Source organism: Marinicrinis sediminis, from assembly GCF_042685085.1.
Taxonomy (GTDB): domain Bacteria; phylum Bacillota; class Bacilli; order Paenibacillales; family KCTC-33676; genus Marinicrinis; species Marinicrinis sediminis.
The window spans coordinates 86836-101151 of the sequence record NZ_JBHUMM010000002.1 but is presented as its reverse complement, the minus strand read 5'-3'; the positions used below and the strand labels follow the sequence as shown (position 1 = coordinate 101151).

Here is a 14316-nt window from a genome sequence, read left to right as displayed (position 1 = left end):
ACGGCATGGAACCAGCTTATACGGAGGTTCACCATCTCAGAGACGTATACGGGAACGAAATTGAGCTGGAGGGATTGTCCCCGGAGCCATATCGTATATTGGCTGAAATCCAGCTCCGTGACCGGTACTATGCCATCTTGCAGACCAAACAGATGAAAAAAGATCTGGATGTGGAAGTGTTTCGTTATGAGAAGAAGGCAACCGACGAATTTCAGTTGGAAAACATCGAAGATGATGAAGAGTGGGAATCGGTTGCAGAACTTTATGACGATATGGTATATAATAAACTAGCGAAAAATGATGAGGCTCCATAATGGTTGAAAATGAAGTGGACGGAGACGTCCGCTCTTTTTGTTGACAGGGGGTAACAGCGGATGTATGGGAAGAGCGATGAGGAACAGGATTACGAACAGCGGAACATTTCCGGGGAAATAGTCGAACGCGCGCCGAAAAGGAAACGATGGAAACGGGTCATGCTGGTGATCCTGATTCCATTACTATTTATTTCAGGTATTGTGGCAGGGGGAGCAGCCTATGTGATTCAGGCGCTCCAGCCAGTTGAGGCAGAGGGTGGAAGTGAGGCTGAAGCGATTGAATTTGTCATTGAGCGAGGAATGAGCTCCAGAGAAATTGCCAATCAGCTTGAACAGGAAGGGTTAATTCGAGATGGATTGATATTCCAGTTCTATTTGCGTTACCGGAATGAGGGCAGTCGCTTTCAGGCGGGTACGTATGCATTGGAGCCAGGCATGGACAAGGATGCCATCATCGCCAAGCTGAACAGCGGGGATGTCGTACAGGCCGAGATGAAGACATTGACCATTCCCGAAGGGTTCACCGTGAAGCAAATCGCCCCGATCATGGCCGCGTTGTCTCCGGCAGACGAGGCTTCCTTCCTGGATGCCATGAAAAATCCGGATGAAGAATGGATCGCGAATTTGACTTTTCCTGAAGCCACTGCCAAACCGGACAGAGATGAGCAGATTCGATCGTATTTACAGGCGATTCCCGAATCGGATCAATATATGTACAAGCTGGAGGGCTATCTGTTTCCGGAATCCTATGATTTCGTTAAGGACGCAGAGGCTGAGATGATGGTGGCGCGCACATTCCAGGAGCTGGGGCGCAAGCTGGAGTTGCTGTTTCAGGCAAAAGGTGAGGAGCCATGGCAGGAGCAGCTTGATCAACGTCTGGCTCAGCTGGGATTCAGCTTTCATGATTTGATGACGATTGCTTCCCTCATTGAGCGGGAAGTCGTTGTGGACGAAGAAAGACCGATCGTAGCCTCGGTTATTTATAACCGGCTGAATGATCAGATGCCACTGCAAATCGATGCCACCGTCCAATATTTGCTGGACAAGCAGAAGGAACGTCTGCTTTATGCAGATCTGGAAGTGGACAGTCCCTACAATACGTATCAAAATGCGGGTCTCCCGCCCGGGCCGATTGCCGCACCAGGCATTGCCTCCATTGAAGCAGCCCTGTTCCCGGATGAAACGCCTTATTATTATTATGTGACGAAGAAGGATGGCACCTTCGGACATTTATTCGCCGAAACGTATGACCAGCATCTGGAGAACAAGCGGAAAAGTGAGCAGAACGGATGACGGGAACTGTATGGAAAAGGAAAGGGGTTCAATCTTGAGCTTTGTGACCGAATCGATGAGCGCGTATATGCATGCATTACTGCCTGAGCGGCATCCTGTTCTGGCGAGGCTTGAGCAGGAGAGCAGGGAAGAGGGGATTCCGAGTATTGTTCCCGAAGCGGGTCGGGTATTGGCCTGGCTCGTGCAGACTCGCCAGCCTCGGCGCATTCTGGAGATTGGAACGGCCATCGGCTATTCCGGCATCTCCATGGCTCTGGCGTGTGACAACAGTGAACTGATTTCACTCGAACTGGATGAGCAGAGAGCAGCGCGAGCCCGTCATAATTTGGCGGAAGCAGGACTTTCCGATCGCAGTCAGGTTGTGATTGGAGATGCGGCTTGCACGCTGGATACACTCGTCGAACCCTTTGACTTTGTGTTCATTGATGCCGCCAAGGGGCAATATCCAGTTTTCCTGGAAAAGGCATTGCCAAAATGTACGGAGGGGGCACTTATCGTGACGGACAACGTTCTGTTTCGAGGTTATCCGTCCCTGCCTGAATCGGAGGTTCCCAAAAAATACCGCTCCCTCGTTCGCAAGTTGAAAGGGTATAATGAATATTTAATGAATCATCCTCAGATGAATACCATGATGCTGACCGTAGGAGATGGGTTGGCAGTGAGTACCATATATCATTCTAGATGAAAGCAGGTGAGACAGCATGAGAAAAAAACCTGAACTGCTTGCCACAGCCGATTCACTGACGCAAATTGATGAAGTGATCCAGGCTGGTGCAGATGCAGTCAATATTGGAGAGAACCGGTTTGGCATGCGCATGCCCGGGAACTTTCGGATGGAAGATATGCAGGCTGGCATTGCACGCATCCATCAAGGCGGCGCCCGTGCCTATATTTCGGTCAATCAGATCTTCAGCAATGACATGCTGGAGGACGTGAAGGCATACGTAGCCAACCTTCATCAATGGGGCGCGGATGCACTTGTTTTCGGTGACCCTGCCATCTTGATGATTCTTAAAGAATTGTCGATTGAAATGGACCTGCACTGGAATACAGAAATGACCGCGACGAACTATGCGACGGCGAAATACTGGCAATCCAAGGGGGCAAGCCGGGTGATCCTGGCTCGGGAACTGAACCTGGAGGAAATTCACGAAGTGAAGCGTATGCTCCCGGATATGGACGTCCAGGTACAGATTCACGGCATGACGAACATGTACCATTCCAAGCGCAACCTGTTGCAGAACTATATGGCGCACCAGGGCAAAGAGGCTTCTCTCAGCGAGTTCGGACAGGAGAGGGGACTGTACCTTATTGAAGAAGAACGGCAAGAGCTGCATGTGCCGGTTTTTGAGGATGAGGGAGGCACCCATATGATGAGTCCTGACGACATTTGTTTGATGGAAGCCCTTGACGAGTTGTTTGAAGTGGATCTGGATAGTGTGAAAATCGACGGCTTGCTGAAAACCCCTGCCTACCACGTGGCGACGGTCGAAAGTTATCGGGCTGCGATCGATGCGTATTATGCCAACCCGGAAGCCTATGTGCTACAGCCGGAATGGATTGCACGCATTCAGGCTTTGCAAGACCCGAATCGGGAACTGACCTTCGGATTTTTGTTCAAGGAACAGGTGTATTAAGGTGACAGGAGGGATGACCATGCAAGTAGATGTGATGAAGCAACCGAATCCTTCAAGACGCAAGCTCGATCGTCCGGAGCTGCTTGCGCCCGCAGGCAATCTGGAGAAGCTGAAAATGGCCATCCATTACGGCGCAGATGCTGTATATATCGGGGGACAGGCCTATGGACTGCGATCGAATGCAGATAACTTCACATTTGAAGAAATGAAAGAGGGCGTAGCCTTTGCGTCCCGTTATGGTGCCAAAGTATTTGTCACCACGAATATATATGCCCACAATGAAGACATTGAAGGGCTGGAAGCGTATCTAATTGAGCTGGAGAAAGCTGGCATTGCGGCCATCATTACCGCTGATCCGATTATTATGGAAACGGCCAAGCGTGCTGCACCAAAGCTGGAAGTGCACGTCAGCACCCAGCAGTCCACGATGAACTGGAGAGCCGTGCAATACTGGAAAGAAGAAGGCGCACCGCGAGTTGTACTGGCCCGGGAAGCTACGATGGAGGACATTGTGGAAATTAAAAATCGGGTCGATGTGGAGATTGAAGTGTTCATTCATGGCGCGATGTGCTCCTCGTGGTCAGGCCGCTGCACCCTGTCCAATCATTTCACAGATCGTGATTCCAATCGAGGGGGCTGCTGTCAGTCGTGTCGCTGGAAGTATGATCTGTATGAAAAAGGACAGGATCAAAAGCTTGGAACAGACATTCCGCTGTTCGAGGAAGAGGACGACCGCTTTTCTATGAGCTCCAAGGACCTATTCATGATTGATCATGTGCCTGATCTGATCGAGTCCGGTGTAGACAGCTTCAAAATCGAAGGCCGCATGAAGAGTGTGCATTACGTGGCTTCGGTGGTGAATGCCTATCGCCAGGCCATTGATGCGTACATGGAAGATCCGGAAAACTACAGCCTCAAACGGGAATGGCAGGAAGAAATCTACAAGGCAGCCAACCGACCGCTTAATACCGGCTTTTTCTATCAGACACCGGGACATGAAGATCATATCTTTGGCCCTGAGGACAAGATGATCGGCTATGACTTCGCAGGTCTGGTGCTGGACTATGATCCAGAAACACAGATGGCAGAAATTCAGCAGCGCAATTACTTCAAGCCGGGTTATGAGATTGAATTTTTTGGTCCGAAGGGAACCTTCTTCAAGCAAAAGGTTGAAGAAATCTATGATGACAAGGGTCAGGTGCTGGATGCTGCCCGTCATCCGCTGCAAACCATCCGGTTGAAAGTGGATCAGCCAGTGAAGCCCATGGACATGATGAGAAAAAAAGTATAGCATCTGGACTTCCTGCAGAGGAAGCCGGTTATTCAAAGCGTCGGACAGGAGCATATAGCTCAGGCCGACGCTTTGTTGTGCTGTAAGCGTTTGGAGTGAGCCATGTGTGGGTTCTTCTCTACGGCTTCTGCCGATAAAGGCCCGGCGAAACGCCGAACTTGCGTTTGAATACCCGGTGAAAGTACGTGTAACTGTTAAAACCGCAGCTTTCTGCGATATGCTCGAGATTCATCGGCGTATACCGGATGCGCTCTTTCGCCATGTCCAGACGCAGTTCAAGAGCGTACTGCATCATACTGGTCTGAAAGACTTCCTTGAAGAGGTGGACGGCTCTGGAAACACTTAGCTTGGCTTCGGCCGCTACATCTTGAATTTGAAATGAGTCGGCAATATTTTTCTCAATGTAATGCTTCATCTGATAGGCGACATACGATTGCTGATGGTTTCGATTCTGCTCCATCATCATAGACTCGATCGTAAGCAGCAATGCCTTGGCCAGATAATCCTGTATATCTCTGGCTCTCGTTCCTTCCCGATATTGGGCTCGTGCGATCTGTTTCATCAACTGACATACTTCTCCGTCCAGGGATACGTGATAATGGGGGTTGGGGTGATGAAGCCTCCACCACTTTTCTACAAAGGGACCAGACAAAAAGATATAGTAGTCACCGCTTCCACTTCGTCCGTGACTCGGACTAACTGGCATCGTACTGCCTGCCCGCAAGAAATAAGGGTCATTCGGATGAACGAGCAGCAGATCACCCGGCATCATCCGTTGCACCTTGCCTTTCACCAGCAAATCCGCTGTTCCCTCCGTCTGCAGGCGAATCAGATACTTCTGGAGGCCTTCCTTCACTTCAATGCGATATTCCCGCGAATGGTAGGAGTAACCGGATGTAAGCACTTCACAGGTTGGTTGTGCGATGATGTGTGCCATGATGGATATACCACCCTTTCTATCCATTTATAAATATAGCCAGATTGTTCAGGTTTCTTTATATTGTTCATTTCATTATAGCGAAAAGACGTTTACGCTGGAAAGAAAATATAGAGAGGATGAAAACCATGAAGATTGGCGTTCAGTTGTACACGGTTCGAGATGAAACGGAGAAGGATTTCATCGGTACATTGGAGAAAATCGCTGAAATGGGCTATGAAGGAGTAGAATTTGCAGGATATGGTGATTTGCCTGCGACGGAACTTAGGGGGCACCTCGATCGGTTGGGTCTGCAAGCGGCGGGAAGTCATGTCTCCCTGGAAGCCATGCTCGAGGATGCAGACGGACAGGTTGCAGCCATGAAAACGCTAGGGGGTACCTATCTGATTATTCCGTTTGTTGATGAAAGCAAGCGGGAAGATGAAGCAGCCTGGATCGAGGTATTCGAGCAGCTTGGCCGGATTAGCGAGAAATGTCAGGAGGCAGGTCTTCAGTTCTGCTACCATAACCATGATTTTGAACTGACGAGCCACGTTCAAGGCATGCCTGCGCTGGATGCGATGGCGAAGCACTTGTCCTCACAGCAATTGAAGCTGGAGCTGGATGTGTGCTGGATTCAACATGCCGGTTTGAGCCCCGTTTCCTATATTCAGCAGTACCGCCAACGAGTGCCGTTGATCCACTACAAGGATCTGGCCCTCGCGGAGGATGGCACCCCGCTAACCGTTGAACTGGGCAAAGGACAGCTGCCCCTGCAGGCCATTGCCGCTGCAGCCGATCAGAACGGGGTGGAGTGGCTGATCGTCGAGCAGGACGAATGTCAGATAGGCTCCCTGGATAGCATACGCAACAACCGGCAGTGGATCAGGCAGCACCTAAGCTTGTAAAACCATTCGATTCAATAGACGGGGCTGCACGAGAGCGGGATTTTCGACTTTCGGGCAGTCCTCTTTCTATTTCCGGCCATTAGTTGCAAGCAAAGAACAAAGAGCAAATGACAATGGAGATGCATTCAAGTTGCATGTGGCATGTGAGTGGCAAGAAAGGGACAAGCCAGGGTTGCAATTGCAAAGAAAAATTCGCCAGGGCATGAAGTGGAATTTAAATCGATTGCACACTCTATATGATCGCGGATGTGAACGGTTTTTGATCGATGGGAGGACTTGCTTTGAAAGGGCTTCTTTTCGTTTAATAAATACATCACGTGCATCGCTTCCATTTTTTTGTAGGATCGGAGAGGATTTCAACAGACATTGTCATATTGAAGTGAAGGATTCACACGAAAGCTGTCGAATTAGAAAATATGCAATCTATACATAATAGACAACGGTGGTGATGATAATTATGGCTCTGAAACCAAACAAGAAAACGCAAGCCGCATCCAACGCAAAAAGTGAAAAAGTAAAAAAGCCGAAGGTTCAACAGACTCATTCAGGTGGCAAGGGAACCTTATGGAGCCGTATTAATCCGGTCACATCTGTAGGCAGCAAATTATTTCTCTTCTTCTTTTTGAGCATTTGTCTGATCGTCAGCATTGTGGGCTGGCAGTCCTACACAACCTCCAAGGATATTATCACGAAGGAAGTGTCCAAATCCTCTCACCAGACCATCATCCAGGTACGGGAAAAGCTGGGCATGGTGTACGATTCCTTTGAAGCGACCACGCTGCAATTCATTCTGGATGATGCCTACTCCGAGCGTGTCAGTGATTTGGTAGATGTACTGGGAGATCAGGGAGCCAATCAGTATGAGAAGCTGCAGGTGACGAAGACGCTGGAAGAGACGATGCTCAACATCATTCTGGCTGATTCGAGAATTGATTCCCTCAGCTTTATTTCCACAGATGGTACACTGCTGGTTTCGACCGATACCCTGAATGTGAAGAAGGGACTGGCCGAGGAAGACTGGTTCCAGAAAGCCACAGAACTTGACGGGAGACCGTACTGGGCCGGAACGCGCAAGGGCGGGTTTATTAGTGAGCAGGGAATCGATACCTTCGCACTGACCCGACTGGTCAAAAATAAAATGAGCGGGGAAACTTACGGTGTGATCCTGATGGAGCTGAAGCTGTCGGTTATCGGTGATCAACTGAACAATATTCAGCTTGGTGAAACAGGCAGCAAATATGTCATTGATGAAAATCATCAGATTGTATTCGCTGCTAATCCGGATTTGATCGCGCAATCTACAGATTTGCTGAAAAATGTGAAGAAGACCGATCGACTGAGCGATACGGAAACCGTCACGAGGGAGGACGGCGAGGAGCTGTTGCTCGTCTATGACCAATCTCCATCCAACAACTGGACGGTAGCGAGCACGATTGCGATCAGTGAATTGACTGAAAGTACAAGCGAGATCGCCAACATTACGACCATCATGCTGCTCGTATCCATTGTACTCGCCTTGCTGGTTGGCTTCATTATGGTGAAGCTGGTAGCGGCACCGCTGTCTAACCTGCGAAACCTGATGAATGAAGGGGAGAGAGGCAACCTGGCGGTTCGTACGAAGGTCAAGACGAAGGACGAAATTGGTCAGGTAGGCGAAAGCTTCAACCGGATGATGGAGGAAATCACGAAGCTGGTAGTCGCGACGAATCAATCGGCTAGTGATGTATTGGATACAGCCGTTCATTTGTCCACCGTATCCAAAAATACGGCTATCTCCGCCAAGGAAATTACACTGGCTACCGAGCAAATTGCAGAAGGGGCTTCCACACTGGCGGTGGAGGCTGAAAGAGGCAATGAAATCACCAATCATTTCTCCCAACAGATGAACAAAGTCGTCGATTCCAACCAGGAACTTGGAGTTTCGGCGCAGCAGATTCAGCGAGCGGGGGAAAAGGGAAGCCATCATATGGCCGAACTGATTACGAAGACGAATACGACAGAAGAAATGACCCGGGCAATGGTCGCTCGCGTAGATCGTCTGAAAGAAAATACTTCCTCTATTCAGAAGGTGCTGGATGTCCTGCACAATATGACGAAACAAACGAACATACTGTCCCTGAATGCCACGATTGAAGCTTCCAGAGCGGGCGCAGCGGGCAAAGGCTTCATGGTCGTAGCGGATGAAATTCGCAATCTGGCAGACCAATCCAGACAAAATATTGACGTCGTGGGTCAAATTACGTTAAGCATTCTGACCGAAATGGAAGAAACGGCATCTGCGCTTGCAGAGGCTTATCCGCTCTATCAGGAACAGCTGGCTTCCGTAAAGGATGCATCGGACATCTTCACAAATGTACAGTCTGAGATGCAGAGCTTTGTCGAGAGTCTGGATGAAACCACCCAGTCTATCGAACAATTGAATCGCTCCCAACAGACATTGTCAGAAGCCATGTCCAGTGTGAGCGCGGTTTCCGAAGAATCTTCGGCAACCTCGGAAGAGGTCGCTTCCCTGTCTGGGCAGCAGCAAAGTGCAAGTGAAGGACTGGTGGAGCTGGCTGAGAAGCTGGAAGGGTTATCCAAGTCCCTGCAGGAATCTCTGAACCGTTTCAAAACCGAATAATATATATCTAGTGGAGCTTACCTGGCACCTGAAGTGATCCTGGTAAGACACACAAGATACTATCAACAATAAAACAGGCTATCGATGATAGCCTGTTTTTATTGTTATACAGTCCGCTTAATAGGAACTCGATTTATCTGTGTTTTGTAAACGATTCGTATCACTCATCTCTCTCGGAGCGAATCTCTTGGAATTTCTTGCACGGGAGCGCTGCAAATCGGCTTCCCTGTTGCGCGGTTCTGCCTGGGTGACGAGATTATCGAGCAATTTGCTTGCTGCAGCGGCAACCTCTTCCACGGCTTGATGGAAGGCTGCTTCGTTGGCCTGAGAAGGAGCCCGATAGCCTGATATCTTGCGGACGAACTGCAAAGAGGCCGCTTGAATCTCAGACTCTGTAGCTGGCGGATCATAATTAAAAAGCGTCTTAATATTTCTACACATATCTGAATCTTCCCTTCGTTCTGTTTTGATTATCATAATGGCTTGACGAACCTCATGATTCACGACTTGATTTCTTGCTGATAGTGGGTGGGAGACAGGCCGAAATGCTTCTTGAACTGTCGCGAGAAATACAGGGGGTCTTCAAATCCGACCGAGTAGGCGACTTGTTCAATCGTCAGATCTCTTCGCTCTCTGAGCAATTGTCTGCCCTTGTCTACGCGCACCTTTTGCAAAAAGGAGACGGGGGTCAGACCGGTTTCTTTTTTGAATACCCGTGACAGGTATGCGCGGTGGTAACCCAGGTCTTCTGCCATCTGTTCGATGGAGACCGGGTACGTATACTGCGTAGAGACGTAATGGATCATCTGGTCCACCAGCGAAATCTGGTCGGCCTGTGCCGGCTTGCGTGCATTGGAATCAAGCAGGGCTTCCTTGTACGCTGCCAGCAGCAAATACAAATAGCCAAGAGGCATCAGGGCAGACAGGGACGCCTGCTGCTGAAAGGCGGTTCGAATCTTGGCAAACAGGGTGATGACCCGGTTTCGGTTCGGAATGGATACGACTGATCGTGAAGGGTTCAGGCCAGCCTGTTCGAGCAATTCCTCGCATCCGCTCCCCTGGATGGCAATCCAGACATATTTCCACGGTGTTTCTTCATCGGCCTGATAGGAAATGAGCTGTTCGGGTCGAATAATAAAACTGTCACCTGCTTCCAGATCATTCTGCTGGCCCTGAATTTCGAAGCGACCTTTGCCGGAAATGATATAATGAATCAATACATAATCATACAATCGCGGACCGATCTTGTGTCCAGCGGCTGTCTGGCTGATGCCGGAGAACAGAATATGCACATCCCGTTCCTTGCCGGGAAGTGGATTCATGGCTAGTTCATAGGAAGTAGAAAGGGTCATATCCGCGCCCTCCTTTCCAGTCTTTGCTCTCACTATTGTAGCATAAAAGTTACATTTATCCATGAAGTAGATACATCCCTCTATAGAGATGCTACCCGCCTCACGATATATTGAAGATAGAAGAAAACCAGAAGTGAAGACGATAATCGGGATATGAGGTGAGCGTATATGCATAGCTTGACAACATGGTTTGCAGCATTTACAGAACGTTTTGGAGATAGGGATCACCCGGATCAGCCGATTCGAATTTTTCATGCCCCGGGTCGCGTCAATCTGATTGGCGAACATACGGACTACAATGGCGGATATGTGTTCCCTGCAGCCCTGACATTCGGAACCTGGATGATCGCGAGGGCGAGAACGGACCGACAGCTTCGGCTTGCGTCAGCCAACTTTCCGCAGACTGCGACTTTCTCTCTCGATGATTTGCCTTACCAAGCCGAGGATGACTGGATGAATTACCCGAAAGGGGTGATCAAGGAGCTTCAGCAGTCCGGTTATACGATAGATCGCGGTTATGACATTTTGTATCAGGGAGAGATTCCGAACGGTGCCGGCTTGTCTTCTTCTGCCTCTATCGAAGTGGTGACCGCCTATGGCCTCCTTGCGATGGAGGATCATCCGATTGATCGCACAGAAATTGCCCTGCTTTCTCAGAAAGCGGAAAACGAGTATATGGGAATGAAATGCGGTATCATGGATCAGTTTGCCGTTGCACGAGGAAAAGCGGATCATGCGGTTCTGCTCATGTGTGACACCCTGGATTATCAACATGTGCCATTTGAATCAAGTGCTTATCGTATTATCGTGTCCAATACGAACAAGCGCAGAGGACTCGTTGATTCCAAATACAATGAACGACGTGAGCAATGCCAGCTGGCCGTGGAAGCGTTGCAGGTGAAATGGGCTGAACTGAAACTGCTCGGAGAATTGAATGTCAAGCAATTTCATGAAGCGAGTCATCTGATAACGGATGAGCTTGTTCGACAGCGTGCCCAGCATGTCGTAGAGGAAAATGAACGGGTACTGAAGTCGGTGAAGGCTCTGGAAGCTGGAGAACTGAACGTCTTCGGTCAATATATGAATGAATCGCATGCTTCTTTGCGCGATTTGTATGAAGTAAGCTGCAAAGAGCTGGATGTCCTCGTCGAGGCGGCCCAGTCTATGGAAGGCGTACTCGGATCTCGCATGACGGGAGCCGGATTTGGCGGCTGCACGGTATCCCTCGTTCATGAGAAACATATAGCCGAATTCATTGAACACATTGGCAAACATTATCGCTCGGAAACCGGATTGACCGCAGATTTTTATGTATGTGGCATCGGTAACGGCGTACATGAATGGAAGGAGGAAGCAAGATGAAGGTATTGGTAACAGGCGGGGCGGGATACATCGGCTCCCATACGGTCGCTGCTCTGCTTGAACGCGGAGAGCAGGTGGTGGTGTATGATCACCTGGAGACCGGTCATCGGGAGGCGGTACCGGATAGTGCGCTATTCGTCGAAGGAGACATTCGGGATGTGCAGAAGCTGGAACAGACGATGAAGGACTATGAAGTGGATGCGGTCATTCATTTCGCGGCCTACTCACTGGTCGGCGAAAGTATGCAGAATCCGGGCAAATATTACGAAAACAACGTATATGGCACGAAGTGCTTGCTTGAAGCCATGGTGCGCCAGCAGGTGAAACGGATCGTCTTTTCCTCCACAGCTGCGGTCTATGGTGAACCGGTTCAGATTCCGATTCATGAGGATGACCCTATCGTTCCGACAAATGCGTATGGTGAAACGAAGCTGACGATGGAACGAATGATGCGATGGTATGAAACCGCGCATGGTATTCATTTTATTTCCTTGCGCTACTTCAATGCGGCGGGTGCTCATGCGAGCGGTGAAATCGGGGAGGATCATCAGCCTGAAACCCATCTGATTCCGCTCGTGTTGCAGACTGCACTCGGTCAGCGGTCTCATATTTCCATATTCGGCGAAGATTACCCGACAGAAGATGGGACGTGCATTCGCGACTATATTCATGTTAGTGACCTGGCCGACGCGCACATCCTTGCGTTGGATGCATTACGTAGTCAGTCCCGCAGCGGCATATATAATCTCGGCAATGGGCAAGGCTTCTCTGTCAAGCAGGTGATTGAGACTGCGCGGGAAGTCACTGGACGGGACATTCCGGCTCGTATGGAAGACAGACGTGCAGGAGATCCGGCTGTGCTGGTTGCTTCCTCAGAGAAAGCAAGAAATGAGCTCGGCTGGAAGCCAAGCAGAACGGACTTGAGAGAGGTGCTGGCCTCCGCCTGGGAGTGGCATGTTCACCATCCCCAAGGGTATGCCTCGCCATCCTTGATTCGAAAAGGCGGTGAGTCATCATGACGGAACAGACGAACTGGAACGGCAAGACGGCAGAGGAATGGATAGAAGCCCTGCTACACTATGCGCTGGCTCATGGCATGATGGAACCGATGGACACCACCTACACGAGGAACGGCTTGCTTGATCTGTTCCAGTTAGAGGCGCCTGCCGCAAAGCAGATACAGCCGATGCAGCATGCACACATGCAGCCGTTGCCGCTCACAGATATCTTGACCCCGCTCATTGATATGGCGGCTGAACGAGGACTGATCCCGGACAATACGGTGACTGAGCGAGATTTGTTCGATGCCCGCATCATGGGGCTTGTTATGCCCCGACCATCAGCCGTGGAGCATCGCTTCCAGCACATTCGCAGGGAACACGGCATCGAGCGTGCTACCACCGATTTTTACAAGTTGAGCCAGCATGCCAATTACATTCGCATGGATCGCATTCGCAAAAACTTGTACTGGGAGCACCAGACGGAGTATGGCAACCTGCAAATCACGGTCAACCTGTCCAAACCGGAAAAGGACCCGAAGGAAATCGCCAAACTCAGACAGGCGAAAACTGTCCATTATCCGCAATGCGTGCTTTGCAAGGAAAATGTCGGATATGCAGGGCGAGTGGATCACCCGGCCAGACAGAACCTGCGCATTCTTCCTTTTCAACTGAATGAGGAGAACTGGTACTTTCAATATTCTCCTTATCTCTATTACGAGGAACATAGCATCGTCTTCCGGGAAGAGCATGTCCCGATGCAGATCACGGGGCAGACATTCCGAAGATTGCTGGATTTCACGGAACAGATGCCGCACTATTTCATCGGTTCGAACGCCGATCTTCCAATCGTGGGTGGTTCCATCCTGTCGCATGATCATTTTCAGGCAGGGAAGCATCGGTTTCCGATTGAAGATGCGAAAGATATATACAGCTATCAGAGTATAGAAGAAACGAATGTACGAGCATCGATTGTGGCATGGCCGATGTCTGTCGTGCGATTGACTGGCCGATGCAAGGAGGAAGTGGCAAGGGCCGCTGAAGCGCTGCTGGCAGCCTGGAAAGGGTATTCGGATGCAGAGCATGAGATTCAGGCTTATAGCGAACAAGCTGGAGAGCGCATTCCGCACAATTCGATTACCCCGATCGTCAGACGAAACGGTGAGAACTATGTCATGGATCTCGTGCTCAGAAACAACCGCACGAATGAGGAGCATCCGGAGGGAATCTTTCATCCACACCGGCCTTTGCATCACATTAAGAAAGAAAATATCGGTCTCATCGAAGTAATGGGGCTGGCCATATTGCCTGGGCGATTGCAGGAGGAATTATCTGCTATCGAGCGAATCATAAAAGGTGAGGATGCGTTAAGCGAATTGGCAGCCGATTCTCCCTTGCACAAGCATCGTACATGGATAGCGGAGATGATGGAGGCAGATGTAAGACCAGATAGCCTGACAGAAGCTGAAGGGGAGACGTGGCTGCACGAACAGGTCGGTGAGAAATTTTCCCGCGTATTAGCTGATGCCGGCGTGTTCAAGCAAACGGAATCAGGACGGGCAGGGTTTGACCAGTTTATGATTCAGTCCGGCTGGCAGCGTAAATAGGAAACAGGCTTCAGAAAG

General features: G+C 49.9%; 13 protein-coding genes. 10 read left to right on the top strand and 3 right to left on the bottom strand.

All coding sequences use genetic code 11. The features are described from left to right. Positions 1–5 precede the first annotated feature (5 nt). Genes ACFSUC_RS02080 through ACFSUC_RS02060 form a run of 5 tightly spaced genes read left to right on the top strand, consistent with a single transcriptional unit; the run spans position 6 to position 4535 of the window. A complete protein-coding gene (locus ACFSUC_RS02080) occupies positions 6–314 on the top strand; it encodes a DUF1292 domain-containing protein (protein ID WP_379927775.1) in 309 nt (102 codons plus the stop codon). Positions 315–374: 60 nt separating this feature from the next. Next, a complete protein-coding gene (gene mltG / locus ACFSUC_RS02075) occupies positions 375–1607 on the top strand; it encodes an endolytic transglycosylase MltG (protein WP_379927774.1) in 1233 nt (410 codons plus the stop codon). 43 nt (positions 1608–1650) lie between these two features. Then, entirely contained in the window at positions 1651–2292 is a 642-nt protein-coding gene (locus ACFSUC_RS02070; RefSeq protein WP_379927963.1) for an O-methyltransferase, read from the top strand. 16 nt (positions 2293–2308) lie between these two features. Beyond that, positions 2309–3244: a peptidase U32 family protein gene (locus ACFSUC_RS02065; RefSeq protein WP_379927773.1), complete on the top strand. Its 936-nt coding sequence runs from the start codon at positions 2309–2311 to the stop codon at positions 3242–3244. Between the two features lie 19 nt (positions 3245–3263). Continuing rightward, a complete protein-coding gene (locus ACFSUC_RS02060) occupies positions 3264–4535 on the top strand; it encodes a peptidase U32 family protein (RefSeq protein WP_379927772.1) in 1272 nt (423 codons plus the stop codon). Positions 4536–4653: 118 nt separating this feature from the next. On the opposite strand, the gene ACFSUC_RS02055 is transcribed toward ACFSUC_RS02060, so the two are convergent. Then, complete coding sequence (locus ACFSUC_RS02055) at positions 4654–5472, bottom strand: helix-turn-helix transcriptional regulator (RefSeq protein WP_379927770.1); 819 nt, start codon at positions 5470–5472, stop codon at positions 4654–4656. A gap of 128 nt (positions 5473–5600) precedes the next feature. Between ACFSUC_RS02055 and ACFSUC_RS02050 the strand changes: the two genes are divergently transcribed. After that, complete coding sequence (locus tag ACFSUC_RS02050) at positions 5601–6359, top strand: sugar phosphate isomerase/epimerase family protein (protein ID WP_379927768.1); 759 nt, start codon at positions 5601–5603, stop codon at positions 6357–6359. A 457-nt stretch (positions 6360–6816) separates the two neighbouring features. Next, a complete protein-coding gene (locus tag ACFSUC_RS02045; protein ID WP_379927767.1) occupies positions 6817–8979 on the top strand; it encodes a methyl-accepting chemotaxis protein in 2163 nt (720 codons plus the stop codon). Between the two features lie 117 nt (positions 8980–9096). On the opposite strand, the gene ACFSUC_RS02040 is transcribed toward ACFSUC_RS02045, so the two are convergent. Both ACFSUC_RS02040 and ACFSUC_RS02035 read right to left on the bottom strand, forming a co-directional pair. After that, positions 9097–9420: a DUF2277 domain-containing protein gene (locus tag ACFSUC_RS02040; protein ID WP_379927766.1), complete on the bottom strand. Its 324-nt coding sequence runs from the start codon at positions 9418–9420 to the stop codon at positions 9097–9099. A gap of 59 nt (positions 9421–9479) precedes the next feature. Further along, positions 9480–10331 carry an AraC family transcriptional regulator gene (locus ACFSUC_RS02035; RefSeq protein WP_379927765.1) on the bottom strand — a complete coding sequence of 284 codons (852 nt, stop codon included), beginning with the start codon at positions 10329–10331 and terminating at the stop codon, positions 9480–9482. 168 nt (positions 10332–10499) lie between these two features. Here ACFSUC_RS02035 and ACFSUC_RS02030 point away from each other — a divergent pair, with 168 nt between their 5' ends. The 3 genes from ACFSUC_RS02030 to ACFSUC_RS02020 are packed head-to-tail and all read left to right on the top strand — an operon-like array spanning position 10500 to position 14298. Further along, positions 10500–11693 carry a galactokinase gene (locus tag ACFSUC_RS02030; RefSeq protein WP_379927764.1) on the top strand — a complete coding sequence of 398 codons (1194 nt, stop codon included), beginning with the start codon at positions 10500–10502 and terminating at the stop codon, positions 11691–11693. Beyond that, complete coding sequence (gene galE / locus ACFSUC_RS02025; RefSeq protein ID WP_379927763.1) at positions 11690–12712, top strand: UDP-glucose 4-epimerase GalE; 1023 nt, start codon at positions 11690–11692, stop codon at positions 12710–12712. Before ACFSUC_RS02030 ends, galE begins: the two co-directional genes overlap by 4 nt. Beyond that, a complete protein-coding gene (locus ACFSUC_RS02020; protein WP_379927762.1) occupies positions 12709–14298 on the top strand; it encodes a UDP-glucose--hexose-1-phosphate uridylyltransferase in 1590 nt (529 codons plus the stop codon). The genes galE and ACFSUC_RS02020 overlap by 4 nt, the downstream gene beginning before the upstream one ends. The last annotated feature ends 18 nt before the right edge of the window (positions 14299–14316 follow it).

Bases quoted from the DNA above. Each gene is read 5' to 3' on its own strand.
- ACFSUC_RS02080 (WP_379927775.1), top strand. From the start codon at position 6: ATGGAACCAGCTTATACGGAGGTTCACCATCTCAGAGACGTATACGGG.
- ACFSUC_RS02045 (WP_379927767.1), top strand. From the start codon at position 6,817: ATGGCTCTGAAACCAAACAAGAAAACGCAAGCCGCATCCAACGCAAAA.
- ACFSUC_RS02055 (WP_379927770.1), bottom strand. From the start codon at position 5,472: ATGGCACACATCATCGCACAACCAACCTGTGAAGTGCTTACATCCGGT.
- mltG (WP_379927774.1), top strand. From the start codon at position 375: ATGTATGGGAAGAGCGATGAGGAACAGGATTACGAACAGCGGAACATT.
- ACFSUC_RS02035 (WP_379927765.1), bottom strand. From the start codon at position 10,331: ATGACCCTTTCTACTTCCTATGAACTAGCCATGAATCCACTTCCCGGC.
- ACFSUC_RS02060 (WP_379927772.1), top strand. From the start codon at position 3,264: ATGCAAGTAGATGTGATGAAGCAACCGAATCCTTCAAGACGCAAGCTC.
- ACFSUC_RS02050 (WP_379927768.1), top strand. From the start codon at position 5,601: ATGAAGATTGGCGTTCAGTTGTACACGGTTCGAGATGAAACGGAGAAG.
- ACFSUC_RS02020 (WP_379927762.1), top strand. From the start codon at position 12,709: ATGACGGAACAGACGAACTGGAACGGCAAGACGGCAGAGGAATGGATA.
- ACFSUC_RS02030 (WP_379927764.1), top strand. From the start codon at position 10,500: ATGCATAGCTTGACAACATGGTTTGCAGCATTTACAGAACGTTTTGGA.
- ACFSUC_RS02040 (WP_379927766.1), bottom strand. From the start codon at position 9,420: ATGTGTAGAAATATTAAGACGCTTTTTAATTATGATCCGCCAGCTACA.
- ACFSUC_RS02065 (WP_379927773.1), top strand. From the start codon at position 2,309: ATGAGAAAAAAACCTGAACTGCTTGCCACAGCCGATTCACTGACGCAA.
- galE (WP_379927763.1), top strand. From the start codon at position 11,690: ATGAAGGTATTGGTAACAGGCGGGGCGGGATACATCGGCTCCCATACG.